24 protein-coding genes are annotated in these 26,223 nt (G+C 71.1%); 21 read left to right on the forward strand and 3 right to left on the reverse strand.

The window, feature by feature from the left end:
- The first annotated feature begins 58 nt into the window (after nt 1-58).
- Nucleotides 59-1,066: a hypothetical protein gene (locus AB0H93_RS27055; RefSeq protein ID WP_358576062.1), complete on the forward strand. Its 1,008-nt coding sequence runs from the start codon at nt 59-61 to the stop codon at nt 1,064-1,066.
- A gap of 113 nt (nt 1,067-1,179) precedes the next feature.
- Here AB0H93_RS27055 and AB0H93_RS27060 read toward each other — a convergent pair whose 3' ends face one another.
- On the reverse strand, nt 1,180-1,929 hold the full coding sequence (locus tag AB0H93_RS27060; protein WP_358576064.1) for an SDR family oxidoreductase: 750 nt from the start codon (nt 1,927-1,929) through the stop codon (nt 1,180-1,182).
- Between the two features lie 228 nt (nt 1,930-2,157).
- Between AB0H93_RS27060 and AB0H93_RS27065 the strand changes: the two genes are divergently transcribed.
- A complete protein-coding gene (locus tag AB0H93_RS27065; protein WP_358576066.1) occupies nt 2,158-3,312 on the forward strand; it encodes an Ig-like domain-containing protein in 1,155 nt (384 codons plus the stop codon).
- Between the two features lie 72 nt (nt 3,313-3,384).
- On the opposite strand, the gene AB0H93_RS27070 is transcribed toward AB0H93_RS27065, so the two are convergent.
- On the reverse strand, nt 3,385-3,690 hold the full coding sequence (locus tag AB0H93_RS27070) for a helix-turn-helix transcriptional regulator (protein ID WP_358576068.1): 306 nt from the start codon (nt 3,688-3,690) through the stop codon (nt 3,385-3,387).
- Between the two features lie 126 nt (nt 3,691-3,816).
- Between AB0H93_RS27070 and AB0H93_RS27075 the strand changes: the two genes are divergently transcribed.
- From AB0H93_RS27075 to AB0H93_RS27135, 13 genes are all read left to right on the forward strand, one after another.
- Entirely contained in the window at nt 3,817-5,190 is a 1,374-nt protein-coding gene (locus AB0H93_RS27075; protein WP_358576070.1) for an MFS transporter, read from the forward strand.
- Between the two features lie 175 nt (nt 5,191-5,365).
- On the forward strand, nt 5,366-6,658 hold the full coding sequence (gene mshA, locus AB0H93_RS27080) for a D-inositol-3-phosphate glycosyltransferase (protein ID WP_358576072.1): 1,293 nt from the start codon (nt 5,366-5,368) through the stop codon (nt 6,656-6,658).
- Nucleotides 6,655-7,167, forward strand: a complete 513-nt coding sequence (locus AB0H93_RS27085; RefSeq protein WP_358576074.1) for a YbjN domain-containing protein — start codon at nt 6,655-6,657, stop codon at nt 7,165-7,167. The genes mshA and AB0H93_RS27085 overlap by 4 nt, the downstream gene beginning before the upstream one ends.
- A gap of 84 nt (nt 7,168-7,251) precedes the next feature.
- Nucleotides 7,252-8,103, forward strand: a complete 852-nt coding sequence (locus AB0H93_RS27090; RefSeq protein WP_358576076.1) for a DUF4349 domain-containing protein — start codon at nt 7,252-7,254, stop codon at nt 8,101-8,103.
- A gap of 545 nt (nt 8,104-8,648) precedes the next feature.
- The gene (locus tag AB0H93_RS27095) at nt 8,649-9,080 is read left to right on the forward strand and encodes an OsmC family protein (protein ID WP_358576078.1); all 432 of its coding nucleotides are present in this window, start codon (nt 8,649-8,651) and stop codon (nt 9,078-9,080) included.
- A 58-nt stretch (nt 9,081-9,138) separates the two neighbouring features.
- Nucleotides 9,139-9,882 carry a phosphoglyceromutase gene (locus AB0H93_RS27100; RefSeq protein WP_358576080.1) on the forward strand — a complete coding sequence of 248 codons (744 nt, stop codon included), beginning with the start codon at nt 9,139-9,141 and terminating at the stop codon, nt 9,880-9,882.
- 261 nt (nt 9,883-10,143) lie between these two features.
- Nucleotides 10,144-11,385: an ATP-binding protein gene (locus tag AB0H93_RS27105; RefSeq protein WP_358576082.1), complete on the forward strand. Its 1,242-nt coding sequence runs from the start codon at nt 10,144-10,146 to the stop codon at nt 11,383-11,385.
- Nucleotides 11,382-12,062 carry a response regulator transcription factor gene (locus AB0H93_RS27110; RefSeq protein ID WP_010312341.1) on the forward strand — a complete coding sequence of 227 codons (681 nt, stop codon included), beginning with the start codon at nt 11,382-11,384 and terminating at the stop codon, nt 12,060-12,062. Before AB0H93_RS27105 ends, AB0H93_RS27110 begins: the two co-directional genes overlap by 4 nt.
- Nucleotides 12,063-12,239: 177 nt before the next feature.
- Entirely contained in the window at nt 12,240-13,277 is a 1,038-nt protein-coding gene (locus tag AB0H93_RS27115; protein ID WP_358576084.1) for a DUF418 domain-containing protein, read from the forward strand.
- A gap of 200 nt (nt 13,278-13,477) precedes the next feature.
- The gene (locus AB0H93_RS27120; protein WP_358576086.1) at nt 13,478-14,512 is read left to right on the forward strand and encodes a Ppx/GppA phosphatase family protein; all 1,035 of its coding nucleotides are present in this window, start codon (nt 13,478-13,480) and stop codon (nt 14,510-14,512) included.
- Nucleotides 14,509-15,654, forward strand: coding sequence for a hypothetical protein (locus AB0H93_RS27125; protein ID WP_358576088.1), 1,146 nt, complete (start codon nt 14,509-14,511; stop codon nt 15,652-15,654). The genes AB0H93_RS27120 and AB0H93_RS27125 overlap by 4 nt, the downstream gene beginning before the upstream one ends.
- 49 nt (nt 15,655-15,703) lie before the next feature.
- Nucleotides 15,704-16,561: a sugar phosphate isomerase/epimerase family protein gene (locus AB0H93_RS27130; RefSeq protein WP_358576090.1), complete on the forward strand. Its 858-nt coding sequence runs from the start codon at nt 15,704-15,706 to the stop codon at nt 16,559-16,561.
- 184 nt (nt 16,562-16,745) lie between these two features.
- Nucleotides 16,746-17,534, forward strand: a complete 789-nt coding sequence (locus AB0H93_RS27135) for a thioesterase family protein (RefSeq protein WP_358576092.1) — start codon at nt 16,746-16,748, stop codon at nt 17,532-17,534.
- A 305-nt stretch (nt 17,535-17,839) separates the two neighbouring features.
- Here AB0H93_RS27135 and AB0H93_RS27140 read toward each other — a convergent pair whose 3' ends face one another.
- The gene (locus AB0H93_RS27140; protein ID WP_358576093.1) at nt 17,840-19,468 is read right to left on the reverse strand and encodes a long-chain fatty acid--CoA ligase; all 1,629 of its coding nucleotides are present in this window, start codon (nt 19,466-19,468) and stop codon (nt 17,840-17,842) included.
- 141 nt (nt 19,469-19,609) lie between these two features.
- On the opposite strand from AB0H93_RS27140, the gene proC reads away from it, so the two are divergent.
- The 6 genes from proC to AB0H93_RS27170 all read left to right on the forward strand — a co-directional run bounded on the left by proC (nt 19,610) and on the right by AB0H93_RS27170 (nt 26,184).
- On the forward strand, nt 19,610-20,431 hold the full coding sequence (proC, locus tag AB0H93_RS27145; RefSeq protein ID WP_358576095.1) for a pyrroline-5-carboxylate reductase: 822 nt from the start codon (nt 19,610-19,612) through the stop codon (nt 20,429-20,431).
- A 265-nt stretch (nt 20,432-20,696) separates the two neighbouring features.
- Complete coding sequence (locus AB0H93_RS27150) at nt 20,697-20,921, forward strand: helix-turn-helix domain-containing protein (protein ID WP_029535864.1); 225 nt, start codon at nt 20,697-20,699, stop codon at nt 20,919-20,921.
- 237 nt (nt 20,922-21,158) lie between these two features.
- Nucleotides 21,159-21,260, forward strand: a complete 102-nt coding sequence (locus tag AB0H93_RS27155; protein ID WP_010241351.1) for an AURKAIP1/COX24 domain-containing protein — start codon at nt 21,159-21,161, stop codon at nt 21,258-21,260.
- 162 nt (nt 21,261-21,422) lie between these two features.
- Complete coding sequence (locus AB0H93_RS27160; RefSeq protein WP_358576097.1) at nt 21,423-22,457, forward strand: NAD-dependent epimerase/dehydratase family protein; 1,035 nt, start codon at nt 21,423-21,425, stop codon at nt 22,455-22,457.
- A gap of 48 nt (nt 22,458-22,505) precedes the next feature.
- Nucleotides 22,506-23,420: a lysophospholipid acyltransferase family protein gene (locus tag AB0H93_RS27165; RefSeq protein ID WP_358576099.1), complete on the forward strand. Its 915-nt coding sequence runs from the start codon at nt 22,506-22,508 to the stop codon at nt 23,418-23,420.
- 232 nt (nt 23,421-23,652) lie between these two features.
- Complete coding sequence (locus AB0H93_RS27170; protein ID WP_358576101.1) at nt 23,653-26,184, forward strand: ATP-dependent Clp protease ATP-binding subunit; 2,532 nt, start codon at nt 23,653-23,655, stop codon at nt 26,182-26,184.
- Nucleotides 26,185-26,223 lie beyond the last annotated feature (39 nt).

Here is a 26,223-nt window from a genome sequence, read left to right on the forward strand (position 1 = left end):
CTCTTCGTGACTGATGCGTAACCCTGAGTGTTAAATGGGGTAGGTGGAGGGGGCCACCATGCTGAGCATCAGGGAGCTTAGGGATCGGGCGGTCATACGCCCGATCAAGCGGGCGGTCGAGGACCAGCTCCTGGACCTGCCCTGGGTGACCGCTGTCGACATCGGTGTGAAGCACCGTGCCGGGGCGCCCACCGGTCAACAGGCGATCGTCGTCTCGGTGATCCGCAAGAGGCCGCGCGATCAGCTCGTCCCGGGCACCTGCGTGCCGGGCGACATCTTCGGCATCCCGACCGACGTCATCGAGGAACAGCCGGTCCTGCAGCACATCCACTGCGCCCGGCAGGAGCCGATGGTGCCGAGCCGGCGCCGCGGCGACCGCTCCGGGGTGGTGCGGGCCGGCGGCGGATTAGCGCCCTGCCGGGCCGTCCACCTGGCGCCGCCGACCGTGCCGAGCGCCGGCGAGTACTGCCGCATCGGCACGCTCGGGGCGATCGTCACCGGCACCGCGCCGACGGTGGTCACGATGGGCCTGACCACCTTCGACGTGGCCTGCCTGGACGACGCCTGGGCGGTGGGCGACCGGATGGCGGACCCGGACGACGGCCGGGTGCACACCGAGCTGGCGCGGGCGGCGCTGTCCGGCCGGGTCGACGCGGCCGCGGTCGCGATCGCGCCGGGTTCGGAGACGTCGTGCGTGGTCGACGGGATCGGCCCGGTCACCGGGCACGCGTCGGCGTACCCGGGCGAGCGGGTCCGCAAGAACGGCTTCGGCACGGGCGTCACGCTCGGCGTCGTCACCTCGATCGATGCGACCGTGCGGATCGATCACGGCGAGGCCCTGGGCGTCCGGGTGCTGCGGGAGCAGATCCGGATCGCGGCCGCGGACCTGCGGTTCTGCGGGCCGGGCGACGCCGGGGCGGCGGTGCTCGATCCGGGCGGGCGGATCATCGGCCTGCACGTGGCGGGCAGCCGCGGCGGGGCGTTCGGCTTCGCCAGCCCGATCGCGGACGTGCTGGCGGAACTCGACGTGGAACTCTGCACCGAATCCCAGCGAATCCGAGTCTGACGCCACGCCCCTCCTACCCCGACCCGATCGGCCCCGGCCGGTCGGGTCCGCAATTTCAATGGAAATCAGAGGTTCGATTTCAATGGAAATTGCGGACCGTCACCCGGAAGGGATCACTCGGTCCGGCGGTGCATGCGGGTGGCCGAGTGCTGGTCGCGGGGTTTGACGGAGATGAAGTCCAGGTTCACGTGGGCCGGGCGGGTCACCGCGAACGCGATGATGTCCGCGATGTCGTCCGCGACCAGCGGCGTGATGCCGTGGTAGACCGCCGCCGCGCGCTCCTTGTCGCCGCCGAAGCGCACCTCGGAGAACTCCGTCTCCACGGCGCCCGGCGCGATCTCGGTGAACCGCACCGGCTCGCCCAGGAGCTCGCCCCGCAACGTGCGGTGCAGCGCGCCCTGCGCGTGCTTGGCCGAGGTGTAGCCCGCGCCGTTGTCGTAGACCTCGGAGGCCGCCACCGAGGTCACCGTCACCACGTGCCCGTCGCCCGAGGCGACGAGCTTCGGCAGCAGCGCCTTGGTGACCCGGAGCGTGCCGAGCACGTTGGTCTCCCACATCCAGCGCCAGTCGTCCTCGTCGGCTTCGGCGATCTTGGCCAGGCCCTTCGCGCCGCCGGCGTTGTTGATCAGCACGTGGCATTCCGGCACTTGCTCGACGAACGCGGCGACCGAATCCGGGTCGGTGACGTCCAGCGGCAGCGCGGTTCCGCCGATCTCCTCGGCGAGCGCGGTCAGCCGTTCGAGCCGCCGGGCGCCCAGCACCACGTGGAAGCCCGCGGCGGCGAGGTGGCGCGCGGTGGCCGCGCCGATGCCGGAGCTCGCCCCGGTGACCACGGCCCAGCGGCCTGCAGAACTTGTGCTCACGTCTTCTTCCTCCCGGGAGACGGCCGATTGCCCGCGTCCATCGGACCACGTCCGGCCGGGGCTGATGTGACGTGCCGGATGTGACACGACACACTGGGGGTTCCAGACATCTTTTTTCGCCTTCGGGCGTCTTATGGATAAAGGGTCACTTTTCGGCGACCGTCCCGTTGCATTCCGGGCAAAACGGATGGTCGTGCGCACATTCTCTAAGGGGATAGAGGTCAGAAGGTGAGTGGTTCCAAGCTGCGGTCGAGGTGGGCTGCGCTGGCGGGAGCTGTGGCGGCGGTGCTGCTGATTTCGGGCTGCGGTGCGTCCGCGCCGCAGGAGCAGAAACCCGCGGATCCGGTCGCCAAGGTGTCCTTCGAACCGGGGGCTGACGCGGGCGAGGTCAACCCGGCCGCGCCGATCACGGCCACCGTGGATCGGGGCCGGTTCGACTCCATCGCGCTGACCAACGCCGACGGCAAGCAGGTCGCCGGCGAGCTGTCCAGGGACGGCAAGAACTGGCACGCCACCGAGGCGCTCGGCTACGGCAAGAGCTACTCCTGGACCGGCCAGGTCACCGGCGAGGACGGCAAGCAGGTGCCGGTGCAGGGCGCCTTCAGCACGCTGCAGCCGAAGAAGACGATCCGCGCGACGATCAACCCGACGGACAACGCCGAGGTCGGCATCGCGATGCCGGTCAGCGTGAAGTTCGACGAGGCGGTCCAGGACAAGGCAGGGATCCAGCGGGCGCTGACCGTGCAGACCTCGGTGCCGGTCGAAGGCTCCTGGGCCTGGCTGTCGGACCGGCAGGTCGACTGGCGGCCGAAGGAGTACTGGCCGGCGCACACCCACGTCAGCGTGCACGCCAAGCTCTACGGCCAGTCCTACGGCCAGGGTTCCTACGGGCTGGCGGACCTGAGCACCGAGTTCGACATCGGCCGGGCGCAGATCGTCAAGGCGGCGGTGGGCACCCACCGGCTGGTCGTGATGCGCGACGGCGAGCAGGTGGCCAGCTACGCGGCGAGCTACGGCGAGGAGTACGACCCGGGCCGCAACACGCCCAACGGCACGTTCATCGTCATGGAGAAGCGCCCGGTGGAGATCATGGACAACCCCCGTTACGGCTACCACGACGTGCGCAAGACCTGGGCGGCGCGGTTCTCGAACCACGGCGAGTTCATCCACGAGAACCAGGAGAACGCCGCTGCGCTCGGCAAGGTCAACAACTCGCACGGCTGCATCAACCTCAGCGCGGCCGACGCGAAGGCCTACTACGACAGCGCGCTGCTCGGCGACCCGATCGAGGTGACGGGCTCGGCGAGCACCATGCCGCCGCAGTTCGACGTCTACGACTGGCTGCTCAACTGGGACCAGTGGACCAAGAAGTCCGCGGTCTGAGCTGCTGCTGGAACGGGGCCGTGAGCCCTTCGGGTCGCCGCCGCGGCCCGGAAGACTCGCGGCCCTTCGCGTTCAGTCCTCGGCGTCGGTGGCGAGGATCGCCGTGAGGACGCCGGGGAACTTCTCGTCGAGGTCGGCGCAGCGCAGGGTCAGGAAGATCTCGCGGCCCGCCGGCCGCTGGTAGATCACGCCGCTCTCGCGGAGCACCCGCCAGTGGTGGGTCATGGTCGACTTCGACACCGGCGAGGGCAGGCTGCCGCAGGGGCGTTCCACGCCGTCGGCGAGCGCGCGGACGATCGACAGCCGCACCGGGTGCCCGAGCGCCGTGAGCACCTCCGGCAGCCGGATCTGTTCGAGTGTCGGGTGATTCAACGCCACGAGCCGATTGTACGCAAACTGTCGTACTGATCACGCCGCCGTTGACCTCGTCGCCCCAATTGTTCGAAGATCGGCGAACAGTCGAACTGTACGACTGTTCCCGTACTGTCGAACTAAGGAGTCCTGGTGGCCCATCCCGCCAAGACCAGATCGCGACCGCGCCTCGGCCTGACCCTGGCCCTGCTGGCGTTCTCGCAGTTCATCATCGCGTTGGACTACAACATCGTGTTCGTGGCGCTGCCCGAGATCGGGGCCGGGCTGGACTTCTCCGCGCAGACCCTGCAGTGGGTGGTCAGCGGCTACGCGGTGGCCTTCGGCGGCTTCCTGCTGCTCGGCGGGCGCGCGGCCGACCTGCTCGGCCGGCGCCGGATGTTCGTGCTGGGCATGTCCCTCTACGCCGTCGGATCGCTGGTCGGCGGGCTGGCCACGGCGACGTGGCCGCTGATCGCGGCGCGCGCCGCTCAGGGGCTCGGCGGCGCGCTGCTGTTCCCCGCGACGCTGGCGCTGATCAACACGACGTTCGCCGAAGGCCGCGATCGCAACCGGGCGCTGGCGGTCTGGAGCGCCGCATCGGCCGTCGGTCTGTCGCTGGGCTCCCTGCTCGGCGGCGTGCTGACGAACGCCTTCGGCTGGGAGTCGGTCTTCCTGGTCAACGTGCCGCTGGGGCTGCTCGGGGCGGTGGCGGCGTTCCCGCTGCTGGCCGCCGACGGGCCGGTCGACCGGCGGCGCAGCTTCGACCTGCTCGGCGCGCTGACCGCCACGGCCGGCGTCACCGCGGTCGTGTTCGCGCTGGTGCAGGGCCCGGAAGTCGGGTGGGCGGACCCGAGCATCCTGATCGGCGTCGTCCTCGGCGCCGTGCTGCTGGTCGTGTTCGCGCGGACCGAGGCCCGCAGCCGCGACCCGCTGATGCCGCTGCGGCTGCTCCGCCACCGCAGCCTGGTCGGGGCGATGGCGATCACCGCGGTGTTCATGGCCACCTTCGGCATCCAGTACTACTTCCTGACCTTGCACTTCCAGCAGGTGCTCGGCTTCAGCGCGCTGGCGACCGGGCTCGCGTTCCTGCCGCAAACGCTGGTCACCACGGTCGGCACGCTCACCGGCGAGCGGCTGATCGCCAGGTTCGGGATCCGCGCGACGCTGGCGTCCGGGCTGGTTCTGGGCGCGATCGGGATGGGCGCGGTGGCGCTGGCGATGTCCGAGCAGAACGGCTACCTCGCGCTGCTGCCCGGGATCGTGCTGCTGAGCCTGGGGCAGGGCTTCACCTGGACCGGCATGTGGATCGCGGCTGGCACGGGCGTGGCGCCGGTCGAGCAGGGCGTTGCGTCCGGGATGGCGTCGACGGCGCAGCAGGTCGGCGGCGCCGTCGGGCTTGCGCTGCTGGTCGCGCTCGCCGGCACCAGCACGGCAGACGGGCTGCGCACCGCGGTCGCGGCCACCGCGGTGATCGCGCTCGTCGGGGCGTTGCTCGCGCTGCGCGCGGCCCGGTCGGCCGACGTGTGAGCAGTGCCACCCGGGGCCGCCTGGCAGGACTGTCCGGCGGCCCTTGAGCGGTAGCGTCGAACGTCGGCCCCGGCTGTGTTCCGGTACGGCGACGGGAATGTTTCCGCCGCGCCGGGTGTCGGGGTTTGACGCGGGCCCGAAAAATTCGGGCCGCTCGGCTTGCGATGGGCAGCAGATGACTTCCAGCACGTTACGCATGCGGCCGCGCCGCGCCGCCGTCTTCTCGTTGCACACCTCCCCGCTGGAGCAGCCCGGCACCGGCGACGCCGGGGGCATGAACGTCTACGTCGCGCAGACCGCCAAGCGGCTCGCCGCGCTCGGCACCGAGGTCGAGATCTTCACCAGGGCGACCTCCTCGGACATCCCGCCGATCGCGGAGCTGGCCCCCGGCGTCCTGGTCCGGAACGTGGTCGCGGGCCCCTTCGAGGGGCTCGACAAGAACGACCTGCCGTCCCAGCTGTGCGCCTTCGCCGCCGGCGCGCTGCGGGTCGAGGCCCGCCACGAGCCCGGCTACTACGACATCGTGCACTCGCACTACTGGCTGTCCGGGCAGGTCGGCTGGCTGGCGCGGGAGCGCTGGGGCGTGCCGCTGGTGCACACGGCGCACACCCTCGCCAAGGTCAAGAACGCCAACCTCGCCGAGGGCGACAGCCCCGAGCCGCGGGGCCGGGTGCTCGGCGAGGAGCAGGTGGTGGCCGAGGCGGACATGCTGGTGGCCAACACCGAGTTCGAGGCCGCCGACCTGATCGAACGCTACGGCGCCGATCGGGACGCGGTCGCGACGATCCCGCCCGGCGTCGACCTGGAACTCTTCACCCCCGGCGGCCGCGCTGCCGCCCGGGCGGCCCTGGACCTGCCGCCGGACGCGGTGGTGTTCGCCTTCGTCGGCCGGATCCAGCCCCTGAAGGCCCCGGACGTGCTGCTGCGGGCGACCGCGGAACTGCTCGCCCGTCGGCCGGAGATCCGCGACCGCCTCGTGGTGCTGGTGGTCGGCGGCCCGTCCGGCAGCGGGCTGGAGCGTCCCCGGGCGCTGCAGGAACTCGCCGTGCAGCTGGGCATCACCGACGTGGCGCGCTTCCTCCCGCCGCGCAGCGGGGCGGCGCTGCGCGATGTGTACCGGGCGGCGGACGTCGTGGCGGTCCCGAGCTACAACGAGTCCTTCGGGCTGGTCGCGCTGGAGGCGCAGGCCTGCGGCACACCGGTGGTGGCGGCCGCCGTCGGCGGCTTGCCGGTCGCGGTGGACGACGGGGTGTCCGGGCTGCTGGTGGACGGCCACGGCGCCGGGCAGTGGGCCGATGCGCTCGGCTCGATGCTGGAGCCGGGGCTGCGCGCTCGGCTGGCCGCAAACACCACCGCGCACGCAGCGCGCTTCTCGTGGCAGCGCACCACCGAGGCCCTGCTCGACGCCTACGCGCAGGCGAAGATGTCGTTCCACGCGCAGCTGCGCATCCGGGAGGTCACGGCGTGAGCGTCGACGAGGTCATCAAGTCCACATTGGACGCGAGTGGGCTGGAGTACGCGCCCAAGGGCGCGGGGCGGTACTTCGTCACGCTGCCCGGCACCAAGAAGTTGCAGACCAACTGCTGGCTCATCGTGGCCGAGCACGCCCTGGTCGTCGAGGCGTTCGTGTGCCGGCAGCCCGACGAGGCGCACGAGGACGTCTACCGGTTCCTGCTGCACCGCAACGCCCGGCTCTACGGCGTGCACTACACGATCGACGGCAACGGCGACATCTACCTGGTCGGCCGGATCGGCCTGCACGCGGTGACCGCCGACGAGCTCGACAGGGTGCTCGGGCAGGTCCTGGAGGCGGCCGACGGCGACTTCAACACCCTGCTGGAGCTCGGGTTCGCCACGGCCATCCGGCGCGAGTGGGGCTGGCGCGAGTCGCGCGGCGAGTCCCTGGCGAACCTCCAGCCGTTCCGGCAGCTGGTGGAGCGCGACGGCCCGGTCGAGCCCCTGCACGACCGGCCGTAGCGGCGTTCGTCGCCCGATCGGTGCAACCGGAAGATCGTCCCGCTCCGTCTCCGCCGTGTTCACGACGATGCGGAGGAGAACGGCATGGGCAAGCGGCGATTACGCGGGCCGATCGTGGCGCTGGTCGCGCTCGGCCTGTTGAGCGGGTGTTCCTCGGGGGCGGGTGATTCGGCGGTCTCGGAGTCGCGCGCGGTGGCGCCGGCTCCGAAGGAGCGCAGCACCTCGGGCAGCGGTTTCGCGACCGACACGGCATCCGGCGACGCGCAGAGCCCGGCGACCGGTGCGCGCGAGGTGATCCGGACGGCGGAGCTGGACATCGAGGTCGACGACGTCGAGCGGGGCGCGGCCGAGGTGCGGCGGCGCAGCGAGGGGGCGGGCGGCTACCTCCAGCAGGAGGACGCCTACCGGTCGGGCACGACGATGACGATGCGGGTTCCGGCGGATCGGCTGGACCAGGTGCTGGGCGAGCTGTCGGGCCTGGGACGGGTCACGTCGCGCAGCCAGCAGGCCGAGGACGTCACCGACCAGCTGGTGGACACGCGGAGCCGGATCGATTCCCAGCGGGCCAGCGTGCAGCGGTTGCGCGCGCTGATGGACCGCGCCGCGACGGTCGACGAGATCGTGTCGATCGAGAGCGAGCTGACCTCGCGCGAAACGGAACTGGACGCCCTCGAACGGCGCGAAGCGACGCTGTCCGGCCAGGTCGAGCTGGCCACGGTGACGGTGCGGCTGGAGCGCCCGGCCGCGGTCGCCGACGATGACACGGGCTTCCTGGCGGGGCTCTTCGGCGGCTGGCGGGCGCTGTCCGAGATCGGCGCGTTCCTGCTGACGGCCTTCGGCGCGGTGCTGCCGTTCGCGGTGGCGCTCGCGGTGCCGGCAACCGCGGCCTGGCTCCTGCGCCGCCGCCGCAAAGCCCTCCGCAAGACCAGCATTTGACCCTGGGATCAGCGTCGGGCCTGGCAAGGCTGCGAGGGGCCGCCACCCGCACCGCTGCGCGGAACGCGTCTGGAAATCCGAAGAGACCGCGCGGGGCGGCTCGGGAGAGAGGGGGAGTCACGAGCACGAGCCGCCCCGCGTGGGGGTCCCGCCTGACGGGCCGGTGGGCGGGGGGCACCCGGGGCCCGGCGGGGGCGCGGTTCGATGGGGGATGCGAACCGCGGACTTGCTCTCACGAGATCGGGGAGTGCGTGGGAGCCGATCTCAAGGAGAGCGTTGTCAACTTCGCAGAGTCCTGCAGCGGCCACAAGCCCGCCGCATTACTCCATTAGTGTGATGTTTTCTACTGAAAGTAACGCTAAGGGTTCGAACTGTGCTCAGTTTGCCCACGAAAGTGACAGTCGCCACTTTCGTGTCACGGTGCTGCGGTGATCACATAACTGTCGGGTGAAGAGCACAACCAAAACTGCGGGTCACCGCGTGCTGCGGGAGGGTGGGTCCGGCGGAGGGCAGCGGCCTCCGCGCACCCGATGAGGAGCGGCGAGATGACCGATCGCAACGCCACCACGCAGTGGACCGGAGACCTCAAGAGCGGCTCCGGCACCGTCACTCTGGATTCGTCCAACGCCGGCCAGTTCCCGGTCACCTGGGCGTCCCGGGCCGAGGAGCCCGACGGCCGCACCAGCCCCGAGGAACTGATCGCCGCGGCCCACTCCGCCTGCTACTCGATGCAGCTCTCCGGCCTGCTCACCGCGGCGGGCACGCCACCGGAGCGGATCGACACCAGCGCCGAGGTCGCCTTCGGCCCGCGCGGCGACGGCTTCGCCATCACCGGGATCGCGCTCACCGTGCGGGCGAAGGTACCGGGAATCGCGCCGGACGTCTTCGACCGAACGGCCCAGAAGGCCAAGGAGATCTGCCCGGTCTCGGCGGCCCTCACCGGAACCACCATCACCCTCGACGCCGCCCTCGACTGACCGGGCCCGCACCGCCACGCGAAGCGAGCCCCGAACAGGCTTTATATAGCCTGGGGGCATGACTTCGACCCTGGTGCTGCTGCGGCACGGTGAGAGCACGTGGAACGCCGAGAACCTGTTCACCGGTTGGGTGGACGTACCGCTGTCGGAGAAGGGCGTGGCCGAGGCCAAGCGCGGCGGTGAGCTGCTGCGCGAGAGCGGGGTGCTGCCGGACGTGCTGCACACCTCGCTGCTGCGCCGCGCCATCTCGACGGCGAACATCGCCCTCGACGTCGCGGACCGGCACTGGATCCCGGTTCGTCGCGACTGGCGGCTCAACGAGCGCCACTACGGCGCGCTGCAGGGCAAGAACAAGAAGCAGACCCTCGAGGCCTACGGCGAGGACCAGTTCATGCTCTGGCGTCGCTCGTACGACACGCCGCCGCCGGAGATCGAGCTCGGCAGCGAGTTCAGCCAGGACGCCGATCCGCGCTACGCCGGCCTCGGCGCCGACCTCCCGCGCACCGAGTGCCTCAAGGACGTGGTGGCCCGGCTGCTGCCGTACTGGGAGTCGGCGATCGTGCCGGACCTGGGGGCCGGCCGCACGGTGCTGGTCGCCGCGCACGGCAACTCGCTGCGCGCGCTGGTGAAGCACCTGGACGGGATCTCTGACGGCGACATCGCGGGCCTGAACATCCCGACCGGCATCCCGCTGCGCTACGACCTCGACGCCGACCTCAAGCCCACCAACCCGGGCGGCACCTACCTCGACCCGGAGGCCGCCGCCACCGCCGCGGCGGCGGTCGCGAACCAGGGCCGCTAGCCCGATCGGCCCAAGAGCGAGGGGCACCCGGCGCCGGGCAACCTGGTGCGGGTGCCCCTCTCTCGTCACCTAGATGGGTGGCGGATGGCGAATAGTCGCCGAGGCGGCGAACGGAGCGCGACGGTCGACCGGGCGCTACGTGAACTGGCTCCCAGCAGGGGGTGAAGCCGAGGTGAAGAAGCCCCCTTTTCGTGTCACGGGTATCACGGAACGCCCTCGTAGACTGGCCTTTCCCCACCCCGGCTTGCTTACGATGCTGGCGTGACCGCATTGGGCTACACCGCCCTGATCATCGGCGCGCTCGCACTGGGCGCGATCGGCGGCTTCGTCGCAGCTCGGGGATCCCGGCGCCGCGGCAAGCCCGAAGGCCCGACCGTCGCCGACCTCCTTCAGCGGCTGGTGCACACCAGTGACAGCGGCGTGGTCGTGCTCAACAAGTTCGGCGACGTGGTGCTGCACAACCCGCGGGCCGACGAACTCGGGCTCATCCGCGACCACCAGGCCGATCCGCGCGCCCGCAAGGCCGCCGAGCAGGCCCTGCTGACCGGCGAATCCGTGCCCGTCGACCTCTCCCCGCTCAACCGCGCGGGCACCGCGCTGCGCGGCAGCGGCCCGGCCGCGGTGCTCGGCGAGGTGCGCCCGCTCGGCGACGGCTTCAGCGTCGTCGACGCCGCCGACGAGTCCGACTCGGTCCGCCTGGAGGCCACCCGGCGCGACTTCGTCGCGAACGTCAGCCACGAGCTCAAGACCCCCGTCGGGGCGCTCGCGCTGCTCGCCGAGGCGGTGCTGGACGCCGCCGACGACGCCGAAGAGGTGCGGCGGTTCTCCAACAAGATCCTGCACGAGTCGACCCGGCTCGGGACGCTGGTCTCCGAGCTGATCGCGCTGTCCCGGCTGCAGGGCGCGGAGCGGCTGCCCGAGCTGACCACGGTCGGCGTCGACGCCGTGGTGGAGGAGGCGCTGGGCCGCTGCCGGCTGGCCTCCGAGTCCGCCGGGATCGAGATCGCCGTCGACGAGCCCACCGGCTACCTGCTGGACGGCGACCGGACGCTGCTGGTGACCGCGCTGAGCAACCTGATCAACAACGCCATCTCGTACTCGCCGCCGGACAGCCCGGTGTCGATCAGCCGCCGGTTGTCCGGCGACTTCGTGGAGATCGCGGTCACCGACCGCGGCATCGGCATCGAGCCCGAGTACCACGAGCGGGTGTTCGAGCGGTTCTTCCGGGTGGATCCGGCGCGATCCCGCGCCACCGGCGGCACGGGCCTGGGCCTGGCGATCGTCAAGCACGTCGCCGCCAACCACGGCGGCGAGGTCAAGTTGTGGAGTCGCACCGGCACCGGCTCCACCTTCACACTTCGGGTGCCCAGGCACGGCACGACCGACGGCCAGCCGGCCGCAGCAGAGCCGGTGTCATCAGCGGATCGCGCGGGCAGTGCCGCCCGCTCGGCGACGGAGAGCGCGGACGGGATCACAGCCGTCGAAACGGGAGGAGTCCGGTGACCAGGGTGCTGATCGTGGAGGACGAGGAGTCCTTCGCCGACCCACTTGCCTTCTTGCTGCGCAAGGAGGGCTTCACGGCGGCGGTCGCCGCCAACGGCCCGGAGGCGTTGGACGAGTTCGATCGCAACGGCGCGGACATCGTGCTGCTGGACCTGATGCTGCCGGGCATGAGCGGCACGGACGTGTGCAAGCAGCTGCGCCAGCGCTCGTCGGTCCCGGTGATCATGGTGACCGCCCGGGACAGCGAGATCGACAAGGTCGTGGGCCTGGAGCTCGGCGCCGACGACTACGTCACCAAGCCGTACTCGGCGCGGGAGCTGATCGCGCGGGTGCGCGCGGTGCTGCGCCGCCGCGGCGAGGCGGAGGAGCTGCAGCCGCAGGTGCTGGCGGCCGGGCCGGTGCGGATGGACGTGGAACGCCACGTGGTGACCGTGGACGGCGCCGACGTCAACCTGCCGCTGAAGGAGTTCGACCTGCTCGAATACCTGCTGCGCAACGTCGGCCGGGTGCTCACCCGCGGCCAGCTCATCGACCGGGTGTGGGGCGCCGACTACGTCGGCGACACCAAGACGCTGGACGTGCACGTCAAGCGCCTGCGCTCGAAGGTCGAGCCCGACCCGGCCGACCCCCGCTACCTGATCACGGTCCGCGGCCTCGGCTACAAGTTCGAGGGCTAGCCGCGGGCGGAGACGCCGTGCGATCGAGCCCCCGGAGCAGGCCCCTCGGGGTCCGCACCGGGGGCTCTTCCGCGCCGATCGGCCGAGTGCGAGTCGCCGACGACTGACCGATCGACCGAGGTCGGAGGGCCGATCGGCCAATCGGCGAACAGGGGTGCGAGCGGGCAATCTTGAGCTGTGAACAACCCGGTCCCCAACGCCCCCGCCGCGATTCCGCCGCCCGCCACAGCTGCGCCGCCCGGCAAACCCGCCGCCAGGCGCATCGTCGAGCTCGACGTGCTGCGCGGCTTCGCGTTGTGCGGGATCCTCCTGGTCAACATCCCGCCGATGATGCACATGGACCGGACGGTGGACTACCAGGTCCTGCCGATCCCGCACGTGTTCGACATGTTCGTCCAGCAGCGGTTCTTCCCGATCTTCTCGCTGCTGTTCGGCGTCGGGTTCGGGATCTTCCTGGCGAGCGCGGGCCAGCGCGCGGCGCATCCGCGCGTGGTGTTCCTGCGCAGGCTGGTCGTGCTCGCCGGGTTCGGCATCCTGCACCAGTTCCTCCAGCCGGGCGAGGCGCTGCTGCCGTACGCGATCTTGGGGCTGGTCGTGCTGCTGCCGATGAGCTTCCTGCCGTGGTGGGCGAACCTGCCGATCGGCGCGGCCCTGATCGCCGCCGCGACCATCCTCGCCAGCGGCGGCACGTCGCTGATCCCGGGCATGATGCTGACCGGCTTCGCCCTCGCCCAGAGCGGGCTGCCCGCGACGCTGCACCGCCGCGGTGGCCAGATCGCGATCGTGTTCGCGGTGGCCGTAATCGCCTCCGCCGGGTTCCTGGTGCTGCAGGAGCAGGACCCCCTGAGCGCCGGCTTCACGCACTCGTCGGCGGCGGCCGGGCTGTTCATGGCCATCGCCTACGCCACCGGGCTGCTCCTGCTGATGCGGACGCCGGCTCGCCGCGCGCTGTCCGCGGTGCTCGAACCGCTGGGCCGGATGGCGCTGACCAACTACGTCACCGCGACGCTGCTGGTCCTCCTGCTCGGTCCCCTGGTCGGGCTGTGGGAGTCGGCGGAGTACGGCGCGCTCATCGCGCTGGCCGTCGGCATCCTCCTCGTGCAGATCATCTGGAGCCGGCTGTGGCTCGCCCGCTTCCGGTACGGCCCGCTGGAGTGGGTCTGGCGCTGCGCGACCTGGTGGAGCATCGTCCCCAACCGCCGGGTAACGGCCTAGGGCGAACGGTGTGCACTCAGCGTGACAGGCCTCTCGGGCCTCGACCTCGACGGCGAGGTCCGAGGGGTGATGTTGGCCGCATGACCTGGCGCACTGATGCCCTGGTTGGGCAGGTCTGCGGCGTGCGCGGGGTGGGCTGGTAGGCCGTTTGCTGCCCCACCTCGCCCCCGACCGCGTGCGCAGCCGGTAATTTGTCGGGCATGCGCCTAGGGGTGCTCGACGTCGGATCCAACACGGTCCACCTGCTGGTGGTGGACGCGCATCGTGGTGCCCATCCGACCCCGATGACATCGGAGAAGACCGTGCTGCGGCTGGCCGAGCGGATCGGCTCGCACGGCGGCCGACTCGCAGAGGAGGACGCAGCGGAGCTCGTCCGCACCGTCGCCGACGCGCAGGAGGCTGCCATCGCCGCAGGTTGCGAGGAGCTGATGGCCTTCGCGACCTCGGCGATCCGCGACGCGGAGAACGCCGCCGAAGTGCTGGCTCGGGTGCGCGCCGAGACCGGCATCGAGTTGGAGGTGCTGCCAGGCGAGGACGAGGCCCGGTTCACCTTCCTGGCGGCCCGCCGCTGGTACGGCTGGTCGGCGGGCAACCTGCTGATGCTCGACATCGGCGGCGGCTCGCTGGAGATGGCGGTCGGCATCGACGAGCAGCCGGACCTGGCGGTGTCGGTGCCGCTGGGTGCCGGGCGGCTGGCGCGCACGATGCTGCACGACCCGCCGACCCAGGACGAGGTGAAGAAGCTGCGCGATTGGCTGCAGGGGCAGCTGGCGCCCACCGCGAAGCGCTTCCGCAAGCTGGGGCGTCCGGATCGCGCGGTGGCCAGCTCGAAGACGTTCCGGTCGCTGGCCAGGCTGACCGGGGCGGCCCCCGCTTCGGCGGGACCGCGGGTGCCGCGCACGCTGACCGAGACCGGCCTGCGGCAGCTGCTCGCGTTCATCACCCGCATGTCGTCGGCCGACCTGGCCGCGCTCGACGGTGTGAGCGGCGCGCGGGCGCACCAGCTGGTGGGTGGCGCGCTGGTGGCCGAGGCCGCCATGCGGGCGCTCGGGCTGAAGGAACTCGACATCTGCCCCTGGGCGCTGCGGGAGGGTGTGATCCTGCGACGACTGGACCACACCAATGGAGACAGTCACACTGCCATTCAGGCCCGCGCAACACTGGGGCTCGCGGAGTCGGGGTCCGCGGACGGAACTGGACGCCAGACGCAGCACGGGGCACGGTGGGAGCGATGAGTCGGGACAGCGGGGCCGATCAGCCCACCCAGCGCACCGTTGCGGAGCTGCTGGCCGAATACGGCGGCAGCTCGCAGAAGAGTTCCCGCCGCCGGCGCCGCAGGGCCGAGGACCCGTCCGAAACCGCGCCGCAGGCGATCATCGAGCGGGTGCTGTCGGACAGCGGCCAGATGCGCGCCGTGCCGCCGGACGCCGAGCCGCCGCAGCGCCGCAGCCACCGTCCGGGCGCACCGAACCCTGCTGCCCAGCAGCAGGCTCCACAAGCACCCGCTCCGCAGCCTCCGGCGGCTCAGCAGTCGGCTCCACAAGCACCCGCTCCGCAGCCTCCGGCCGCTCCGCAGCCTGCCGCTCCGCCACCGCCTGCAGCACCTGCCACGCCGCCTCCCGCCGCGCCTCCCGCGGCATCGGAGCCAGCGGCGGAGGCAGCGGGCGCCGGCTACTGGGCTCAGCGGTTCACCAGCGCGGGCAAGGGCAAGGCGTCGCCCCCGTCGGCTCCGCCGGAAGGCGATGCCGAGGCGACGATCCAGCAGCCCGCCTTGCGGCGGCCGGCGCCGCAGCAGGACGCGCCCCCGGCGCCGCCGAAGCCCACTCCGCAGGAGGGGCTCACGGAGCAGCTGCCGCGCGTCGCGGCCGCCAAGTCCGAGCCCGATCCGGAAGGCACCGCGGTGCTGGCCTACCCGCCCGCGCCTGCACCGGCACCAGCGCCTGCGCAGCAGCAGGAGGAGGAAGCGCCGGACGAGCCGGAGGACCCGTACGACTTCGACTCCTACGACGAACCCGAGTCCGAGTACGCCGAGGACGACTACGATCCCGAGCTGCCCGCGGGCCTGGACGCGGACGACTACCGCGACGGCGAACCCGATGACGAGCCCGTCTCCGCGGGCAAGGAGTGGGGCACGCTGGTGCTGCAGGGCGTCGGCGGCCTGGTCGGCGGCGGGCTGGTCTGGGTCGGGTTCCGCTGGTTGTGGGGCACGAACGCCCTCGCGGCGCTCGGCGCCGCGCTGGTGATCACCGGTCTGCTCGTGTTCATCGCGTGGAAGTTCTTGCGCACCAACGATCTGCAGACGATCCTGCTGGCGGTGCTGGTCGGCTTGTTCTGCACGGTGTCCCCGGCGGCACTGCTGCTGTTCAGCCACTCGTGACGCACCGGCGCACGACCACCCATCCACCGTCGGTCATGCTTGGCAGGCGATGACAGTGCAACCGCCCCAGCGCGAGGACGCACCCGGCCGGATCCCGGTCGGGCTGTCCAGCGCGTCGGTGTGGCCGCAGCCGGCGCGCGCGGCGTTCGAGATGGCCGCGGACCTCGGGTTCGACGGCGTCGAGGTGATGGTCTGGGCGGACGCGGTCAGCCAGGACGTCTCGGCGCTGCACCGGCTTTCCGAGCAGCACGGCGTGCCGATCCTGGCGGTCCACGCGCCGTGCCTGCTGATCACGCAGCGGGTCTGGTCGCCGGAGCCGGAGGAGCGGCTGCGGCGGTCCGTGGTGGTGGCCAGCGAGCTGGGCGCGCAGACGGTCGTCGTGCACCCGCCGTTCCGCTGGCAGCGCCGCTACGCGGAGGGATTCACCGAGCTGGTCGCGGAGCTGGAGGAGACCAGCGGGATCTCGATCGCCGTGGAGAACATGTTCCCGCTGCGCCCGCCGAGCACGCTGAACCGGTTGCGCGGCGGCAAGAGCAGCGGGCTGTCGGCGTTCAAGCCCTCGCCGGACCCGACGGAGGTCGGCTACCGCAACTACACGCTCGACCTGTCGCACGCCGCCGCGGCGCACGTGGACGCCATCGAGCTGCTGAAGCGGATGAAGGACGGCCTGGCGCACGTGCACCTGGCGGACGGCACCGGAGCGCCGCGGGACGAACACCTGGTGCCGGGGCAGGGCAACCAGCCGTGCGCGGAGGTGTGCGAGGCGCTTGCCGCCGACGGCTACCAGGGCGCGGTGGTCCTGGAGATCAACACCCGCAAGGCGCGCAATCCCCAGCAGCGCGCGGCATTGCTGTCCGAGGCGCTGCTGTTCGCCCGGCTGCACCTGGAGCCGCTGCGCGCGGGCTGACCGGTTTCTCCTGGTCAGGGTCCGGGCGCGGTTTTCCATGCGATAGCCCGCAAAAACCGCGCGCGGGCGGCCGGCGCGGCTAACCGATGCCTAGTGATCAACTTCTCCGAAGGTCACTAGAATCAGTGACCATGAACTCGTTGCGCGCATCGGTCGCCGAGCGCTTCCGACCGCTGGACCGCACGTGACGGAGGTCCTGGATCCCTTCGCGGCGGCCACTTCGGTGCGCCCGCTCGGCGATGGCACCTTCGTCGCCAACCTGCATCCCGACTGGGCCGTCGGAGAACGTCCGCACGGCGGCTACCTGCTCGCGCTGATGGCCCGCGCCCTCGGCGACGTGACCGGGCTCGCGCCGCTTTCGATCAGCGCCCAGTACCTGCGCCCGCCCCGGGTCGGCCCGGTGCTGGTCCGGACCGAGGTGCTCAAGGCAGGCAAGACGGTGACGGCCGCCCGCGCGCAGCTGGAGCAGAGCGGCCAGGTCTGCGTGGAAGCCACGGCCACCCTCGGCAAGGTGCCCGAGTCGGAGCCCGAGTGGTCGGATCTGCCCGACATGCCGGTGAACCCGCCGTCGACCGCGATCGACCTCGCCGCCACCGAGGCCCGGAAGTTCTTCGCGCTGGCCCGGGTCTGCGACATGCGGCTGGACGCGAGCACCGCGGACTTCCTCAACGGCGGCACCGGCGAGCCGCGGCTGCGGCTGTGGGCCAAGCCCCGCGAGGCGCAGCCCGACCTGCTGTTCGGGCTGGTCGCGGGCGACCTGACGGTGCCGGTGACGCTGAACCTCGGCCGGTTCGGCTGGGCGCCGACGGTGCAGCTCACCGCCCTGCTGCGGGCTCAGCCGGCGAACGGCTGGCTGCGGATGGTGGTGGACTGCCGCGCGGTGCACGGCCAGTGGTTCGACGAGGACGTCATGGTGATCGACTCGGTCGGCCGCCTGATCTGCCAGGCCCGCCAACTCGCCCTGTCCCCCTGACCCGGCCTCCCCACAGTTTCCATTGAAACTGGTCCTCCAGTTTCAATGGAAACTGCGGACCTCCGGTGTGTCGGACCCCGACACACCGGAGGTTGCGGACAACTAGCGCAATTTCAATGGAAATCGGACCTCTGATTTCCATTGAAATTGCGGACGACCCGGATCCCGGACCCCGTGCCCTGCGGGGACGACCCGGACCCCGGACCCGGGCCCCGGATCCCGTGCTCTGCGGACAACCCGGGCCCCGGATCCCGTGCTCTGCGGCGGGGCCGGGGCCGGGCCTGCGGCCGGGGACGGGGTGGGGGTCAGGTGAGGCGGGTGACGTCGAGGCCGCCGTCGGCGTGCTGCTTGCGGAGGCGCTTCTTGTCGAACTTGCCGACGCTGGTCTTCGGCGCTTCCGGGATGAACGTCCAGTACTCCGGCACCTGCCACTTCGCCACCTCGCCCGCGAGGAAGTCGCGCAGCTCGGCCGCGTCCACCTGCTGACCGTCGCGGAGCACCACCGCGACCAGCGGTCGCTCGGACCACTTCTCGTCCGGCACGCCGATGACCATCGCCTCGGCCACCGCCGGGTGCCCCATCACCTTGTTCTCCAGGTCGACCGACGAGATCCACTCGCCGCCCGACTTGATCACGTCCTTGGCCCGGTCCGTCAGCTGCACGAACCCGTCCGGCGTGATGAACCCCACGTCCCCGGTGCGCAGCCAGCCGTCGTGGAACTTCTCCGGATCGTCGTCGCCGTAGTACGCCCCGGCGATCCACGGCCCGCGGACCTCCAGCTCGCCGACGCTCTCGCCGTCCCACGGCAGCACCGCGCCGTCGTCGCCGACCAGCCGGCCCTGCACGCCGGCGGGCAGGCGCCCCTGGCTGGCGCGGTAGGTCCAGCGCTGCTCGTCGGTGACGCCTTCCGGCGCCCGGGCCACGCTGCCCAGCGGCGACGTCTCGGTCATGCCCCAGGCGTGCAGCACCGAGATGTTGTACTTCTCGTCGAACGCCTTCATCAGCGACGGCGGGCACGCCGCGCCGCCGACCACGACCTCGCGCAGCGAGGACACGTCGTGCGGGTCGGCCTCGAGGTGCTGCAGCACGCCCTGCCAGATCGTCGGCACCGCCGCGGCCATCGTCGGGCGCTCCGCCTCGATCATCTTCAGCAGCGGTTCGGGCTGCAGGAACCGGTCCGGCATGATCATCGACGCGCCGACCATGAACGCCGCGTACGGCAGGCCCCACGACATCGCGTGGAACATCGGCACCACGGCCAGCGACCGGTCCGCCTGCGACAGGGCCATCCCGTCGGTCATGCACACCTGCATCGAGTGCAGGTAGATCGACCGGTGCGAGTAGACGACGCCCTTCGGGTTGGCGGTGGTGCCGGAGGTGTAGCACATGGCGGCGGCCGAGCGTTCGTCGATCTCCGGCCAGTCGAACTCCTCCGGCTGCCCGGCCAGCAGTTCCTCGTAGTCGTGCACCGCCACCCCGGACGGCGCCTCCAGCGCGGCCTTGGCGCCGCCGGTGACGATCACGTGCCGCACCGTCTTCAGCTCGGGCAGCAACTTCTGGAACAGCGGCAGCAGCGTCCCGTCGACCAGCACGACCTGGTCCTCGGCGTGGTTGGCGACGTAGACGAGCTGCTCGGGGAACAACCGGATGTTCAGGGTGTGCAGCACAGCGCCCATCGATGGAACCGCGAAGTACGCCTCAAGGTGCTCGGAGTTGTTCCACATGAACGTGCCGACGCGCTCGTCGCCGGTCACGCCGAGGCCGCGCAGCGCGTGCGCCAGCTGCGCGGTCCGGCGGCCCACCTCCGCGAAGCTGCGGCGCCGCGCCCCGTCGCCGGTCCAGGTCACGACTTCCGCGGACGCGCCGTGCGGCCCGCTGCCCTGCTGGAGGATCCGAGCGATCGAGAGCGGGCCGTCCTGCATCGTGCTGAACATGATCAGAGCTCCTTTGGGCTGGTCATTCAGGCGCGAAAGATCGCTCGGCCGTGGCGGGCGCTGTGGTGGCAGACACAGTAGCGGCTGAAATCGACCTTCGGGAGGGTCGGCCACGCAGCGTGGTCTGGCACCCTGAGCGGCATGACGACGATCGCCGTACTCGGAGCCGGAAAGATCGGGGAATCCCTGCTGTCGGGGCTGCTGAAGGCGGGGCGCGCCCCGTCGGACCTGCTGTTCACCGAGCGGTTCCCGACGCGCGCCGAGGAGCTGACCAAGACCTACGGCATCACGCACACCGACGTGGCCGGTGCCGTGCAGCGCGCGGACGTCATCGTCGTCGCCGTCAAGCCGCAGGACATCGAGCCGTTGCTGGACGAGATGGCGCCGAACCTGCCCAGCGGCAAGCTCGTGGTGTCGCTGTGCGCGGGCCTGCCGACAAAGCTGTTCGAGCGCCGGTTGCCCGAGAGCACCGCGGTCGTCCGGGTGATGCCGAACACCCCGATGCTGGTCGGCGAGGCGATGAGCGCGATCTCCGGCGGCGCGCACGCCTCGGACGCAGACCTGGCGCTGGTCGAGGACCTGCTCGGCAGCGTCGGCAAGGTCGCGCGAGTGCCCGAGAGCCAGCAGGACGCGGTGACGGCGCTGTCCGGCTCGGGCCCGGCGTACTTCTTCTACCTGGTCGAAGCCATGATCGACGCCGGCATCCTGCTGGGCATCCCGCGGGCCACCGCCGCGGACCTGATCGTCCAGTCCGCGGTCGGGGCGGCGGCGATGCTGCGCGAGGGCGGCGGCCACCCGGTGATGCTGCGCGAGGCGGTCACCTCCCCGGCGGGCACGACCATCGCGGGCATCCGCGAGCTGGAGAAGCACGGCGTGCGCGCGGCGCTCATCGACGCCATCGAAGCGGCCCGCGACCGGTCCGTCGAGCTCGGCAAGGCCCACGAGACCGACGAACCCGCCTGACGGCCGGTCTTCGTACGGCGCCGATTTCGGGCGAAATCGGCGGTCCCCACGCCTGGCGGGTGCCGATTTCGCCCGAAATCGCCATCCGCGCCGCGCGACCTCATCGCTTCGAGCGCGAGGTGGTGCGAACTACTCAGGGCCAAGGGGGACGTTCGTCCATCGCAGGTGTCCCGTGTGTCCCGCTACTCTCGATAGAGCACGTGCGTGAGGTTTCCGTCGGAGGGGAAGCCGACGGCGCGACACGTGCTGAAGGGCACGGTGAAGCATGTCTGCTAACTCCGAACCCAGCCAACAGGCGCCACCGAGCATGGGTCAGGTGCGGTTCCTCACCGTCGCAGAGGTCGCAAAGCTGATGCGGGTGTCGAAGATGACGGTCTACCGGCTCGTGCACGCGGGCGAGCTGCCCGCAGCACGGGTGGGGCGTTCGTTTCGGGTCGCCGAGAAGGACGTCCACGCGTACCTGGAAAGCGCCTACTACAACGCGGGCTGAACCCGCCCGGCCGACTGTTTGCGCAGGTGACCGGCCGCGAGCCCGACGGGCGGCCGATGGCGGCCCGGACGGCTCGCGCGCCCGGGCGGCGGTGCCCGGCGGCGTTTCGAGGACCACGGCGGAAGGCCTCGAGACCTGCGGGTAAAGTTTTGGGTTGGTCGTGCCAGGTGTGCGTGCTCATGCGGCTGCACCGGTGCGGGAGACGTTCGAACTGCCGTCAAGAGTGAAGGAGTCCGCATGGGCTCGGTCATCAAGAAGCGCCGTAAGCGCATGTCCAAGAAGAAGCACCGCAAGCTGCTCCGCAAGACGCGCGTTCAGCGTCGCAAGTTGGGCAAGTGACCTGCGCACCGCCGCCGGCCGATGGTCGGCGGCGGTTGTTTTTTGCGGGTGGGTCCGGTGCGCGCGGCCGACTCGTTCCGGTAACCCGAACGCCGCGGTGAGCGGCGCATTCGGCGGTAGCATCGCAGTCGGCGAGCGTGCCGGAGAGCGCAGGGAGGCACAGTGGGCCCGAATGTCGTGCTGGTGACGGGGGTCAGCCGGTTCCTGGGCGGGCACCTCGCCGCGCGACTGGCGGCCGATCCCTCGGTTCAGCGGGTCCTCGGCGTGGACACCGTGCAGCCCGGCCGCGATCTGCTGCGGCGGATGGGGCGCACCGAGTTCGTCCGCGCCGACATCCGGAACCCGCTGATCAGCAAGGTCATCGCGAATGCCCAGGTCGACACCGTGGTGCACGCGGCGGTCAACTCCCACTCCGGGCCCGGCGGACGGGCCACGACGAAGGAGATGAACGTCATCGGCACCATGCAGCTGCTGGCCGCCTGCCAGCAGTCGCCGCTGGTGCGCAAGGTGGTGGTCCGGTCGACCTGCGCGGTCTACGGGTCGAGCTCGCGGGACCCGGCTGTGTTCACCGAGGAGATGGAGCCCAAGGACCTGCCGTCGTCCGGCTACGCAAAGGACGCGGTGGAGATCGAGGGCTACGTGCGCGGCTTCGGCCGGCGGCGGCCCGACGTGGACATCACCACGCTGCGGTTCAGCAATCTGATCGGCCCGCGCATCGACGCCGTGCTGGCCCGCTACTTCGCGCTGCCGGTGGTGCCGACCGTGCTCGGGTTCGACGCGCGGCTGCAGATGCTGCACTCCGAGGACGCGCTGGCGGTGCTGGAGCGGGCGACGATGGTGGACCGGCCCGGCGTGTTCAACGTGGCCGGTGACGGCGTGCTGATGCTCTCGCAGGCGATCCGGCGCGCCGGGCGCGTCGCGATGCCGCTGCCGAGCACGGCGGTGCTGCCGCTGGCCCAGTTCTTCCGCAGCGCCCGGCTGGTCGACTTCTCGCCGGAGCAGCTGCGCTACCTCAACTTCGGCCGGGTGCTGGACACCACGAGGCTCCGCGAGGAGTTCGGGTTCACCCCGCGCTGGACCACCCAGCAGGCGTTCGACGACTTCGTGCGCGGCCGGGGCCTGCGGCCGGTGGTCGACAAGGAGAACATCCTGGCGCTGGAGCGCGGCGCCGGGGACCTGCTGGCGAAGCTGCGGTGACGGAGGCGGCATGAGCGACGGTCGCGCCCGACCGGGTGCGGGGGCGTGATGGCGGATGCGCAGGTGATCCCGCTGCGCGCGGCGGACCGGGAGCAGCTGAAGGCCGCGAAACCGCCGGAACCGGGCTGGGAGGACGCCGTCATCGACGCGCTGGCGTTCGCCCGTCGGCGGTTGCTCGGCGACTACCAGGTCGACGAGTTCGGCTTCGACCAGGAGCTGACCGACGAGGTTTTCCTCCGGCTCCTGCGACCGGTCTACGAGAAGTGGTTCCGGGTCGAGGTGATCGGCGGCCACCACGTGCCCGTCGACCGCGGCGCGCTGGTGGTGGCCAACCACTCCGGCACGCTGCCGTGGGACGCGCTGATGACCACGGTCGCGCTGCACGACCACCTCCAGGCGCCCCGGCACCTGCGGATGCTCGGCGCCGACCTGGTGTTCTCGATGCCGGTGCTCGGCCCGCTGGCCCGCAAGGCCGGGCACACGCTGGCCTGCAACCCGGACGCGGAGCGGTTGCTGACCAACGGCGAGCTGGTCGGGGTGTGGCCGGAGGGCTTCAAGGGCATCGGGAAGTCGTTCAAGGACCGGTACAAGCTGCAGCGTTTCGGGCGCGGCGGGTTCGTCTCGGCCGCGTTGCGCACCGGCGCGCCGATCGTGCCCTGCTCGATCGTCGGCGCCGAGGAGATCTACCCGAAGCTGGCGGACATCAAGCCGCTGGCGCGGCTGCTCGGGGTGCCGTACTTCCCGGTCACGCCGTTCTTCCCGCACTTCGGGCTGCTGGGGGCGGTGCCGCTGCCGTCGAAGTGGTACATCGAGTTCGGCGAGCCGATCGAGACCTCGTCGTTCCCGGAAGGCGCGGCGGACGACCCGATGCTGGTGTTCAGCCTCAGCGACCAGGTCCGCGAGATCATCCAGCAGACCCTCTACCGCCTGCTCTCCCAACGCACCAACGTCTTCCTCGGCTGACCGCAGTTTCAATTGAAACTGGGTTCAACCTGGTGAGTGCGTCGGTGGTTGCCAGTTTCAATTGAAACTGGCGTTGCGGGGGCCGGGGCCAGGGATTGTAAGGCGGTCGTCGGGTCGGTGCCGCGTTGCGGACCGGGCCGTCCGTTGTTCTATTTGTGCTGGTGAACGTGCTTTTTCCGTGAGCTCGAACGCGGAAATCCGGACAGCTACCAGACGAAGCGGACGGTGCGTGATGAGCTACCCCTCGGCCTTCGGCCCCCAAGATCCCTTCGCGGATCTGCTCAACAGGTTCTTCGGCATGTCGCCGATGACGTCGCCGCCCGCGGTGCAGCGAGTGCCGATCGGCCGGCTGCTCAGCGAATCCGCCACCGAGCTGATCGGCAAGGCGTCCGAGCGCGCGAAGCAGGACGGCAGCGACGACCTGGACACCGAACACCTGCTGTGGGCGGCGACGCAGGTGGAACCGTCCCGCAGCCTGCTGGTCCAGGCCGGGGCGGAGCCGGACCACCTCGCCTCGCGGATCGCCGAGGTGCTGCCCGGCGCCAGCGCCGAGCCCTCGGCGACCCCGGGGCTGACGCCCGCCGCGAAGCGCGCGCTGATCGGCGCGCACGCGCGGTCCCAGGCGGCGGAGAAGTCCTACATCGGGCCCGAGCACATCCTGGCCGCCCTGCTCGGCGATCCGGACTCGGCGGCGGTCAAGCTGCTGGACTCCTACGAGATCAACACCCGCAAGCTCCGCGACCGGGTCGACCGCGCCGCGACCACCGACAACATCCCGACGACCGCGGGCAGCGACACCCCGACGCTGGACGAGTACAGCCGGGACCTCACCGAAGAGGCCCGCGCGGGCAAGCTGGACCTGGTCGTCGGGCGCGCCGACGAGATCGAGCAGACCGTGGAGATCCTTTCCCGGCGCAGCAAGAACAATCCCGTGCTCATCGGCGAGCCCGGCGTCGGCAAGACCGCGATCGTCGAGGGGCTGGCGCAGCGCGTCATCGCCGGCGACGTCCCGGAAACCCTGCAGGACAAGCGGGTTCTCGCGCTCGACATGACCGGCCTGGTGGCCGGCGCGCAGTACCGCGGCGAGTTCGAGCAGCGGCTGAAGAAGGTGATCGACGAGGTCCGCGCCGCCGAGGGCTCGGTGATCCTGTTCATCGACGAGATGCACACCATCGTCGGCGCCGGGGCCGGCGGCGAGAGCAGCATGGACGCGGGCAACATCCTCAAACCCGCGCTGTCCCGGGGAGAACTGCACGTCATCGGGGCCACCACGATCGACGAGTACCGCAAGCACGTGGAGAAGGACGCCGCGCTGGAACGCCGGTTCCAGCCGGTCCTGATCGCGGAGCCCACCGTCGAGGAGACCATCCAGATCCTGCAGGGCTTGCGCGACTCCTACGAGGCGCACCACGGCGTCCGCTTCTCCGACGAGGCGCTCTCCTCGGCCGCCGCCCTCTCCGACCGCTACATCAGCGACCGCTTCCTGCCGGACAAGGCCATCGACCTGATGGACCAGGCGGGCGCGCGGGTGCGGCTGCGGTCGGTCAGCCGCAGCGGCGACGTCCGGGAGCGCAAGGACCGGATGGCCAAGCTACGCCGCGAGAAGGACCAGGCCGTCGACGCCGAGGACTACGACCGGGCCCGCGAGCTCAAGGAGCAGATCGAGGACCTGGAAGGGGAGATTGCCGGGATCACCGAGCGGCGCGAAGGCGTCGCGGACGTGACGACCCAGGACATCGCGGAGGTGCTGTCCAAGCGCACCGGCATTCCCGTCGCGCAGCTGACCGAGGACGAGAAGCACCGCCTGCTGCGGCTGGAGGAGGCCCTGCACGAGCGGGTCGTCGGCCAGGACGAGGCGGTCCTGGCGGTGGCGGAGGCGGTCCGCCGCAACCGGGCCGGGATGGCGCACCCGGACCGGCCCATCGGGTCGTTCCTGTTCCTGGGGCCGACCGGCGTCGGCAAGACCGAGCTGGCGAAGGCGCTCGCGGAGCTGATGTTCGGCGACGAGCACAAGCTGATCCGCTTCGACATGAGCGAGTTCCAGGAGAAGCACACCGTGTCCCGGCTGGTCGGCGCCCCGCCCGGCTACGTCGGCTACGAGGAGGCCGGGCAGCTGACCGAGAAGGTCCGCAGGCAGCCCTACAGCGTGCTGCTGTTCGACGAGATCGAGAAGGCGCACCGGGACGTGTTCAACACGCTGCTGCAGGTGCTCGACGACGGCCGGCTGACCGACGCCCAGGGCCGCACCGTGGACTTCCGCAACACCGTGGTGATCATGACGAGCAACGTGGGCGCCCAGCGGATCCTGGCCCACGAGGGCGACGTGGACGGCATCCGCGACGAGCTGATGGACGACCTGCACGCGAGGTTCGCGCCGGAGTTCCTCAACCGCATCGACGAGACGATCGTCTTCCACCGGCTGACCGAGGACGACCTGGCGCGGATCGTCGACCTGATGCTGGATCGCAGCCGCCGCCTGCTGCGCGCCCAGGAGATCGACCTGGAGGTCACCGAGGCGGCCAAGAAGTGGCTGACCCGGCGCGGGTTCAAGCCGGAGTTCGGGGCGCGGCCGCTGCTGCGCACCATCCAGACGCAACTGGACAACCGGATCTCCAAGCTGCTGCTGCGCGGCGAGGTCCAGCCGGGTGACACGATCCTCGCCTCGATCGAGGACGACGAGCTGATCTGCACCCTGGCCCGGCCGCACGAAGCGGACGTCCCGCAGCAGGCCGGGGGCAAGGCGCCCGAATCGAGCAAGGTCTGAGCTCGGTGGGGAGCTCGTTCAACGTGGCGGTTTCGCGCG

The sequence above is a fragment of the Saccharopolyspora sp. NPDC050642 genome (genome assembly GCF_040654735.1).
Lineage (GTDB): Bacteria > Actinomycetota > Actinomycetes > Mycobacteriales > Pseudonocardiaceae > Saccharopolyspora > Saccharopolyspora elongata.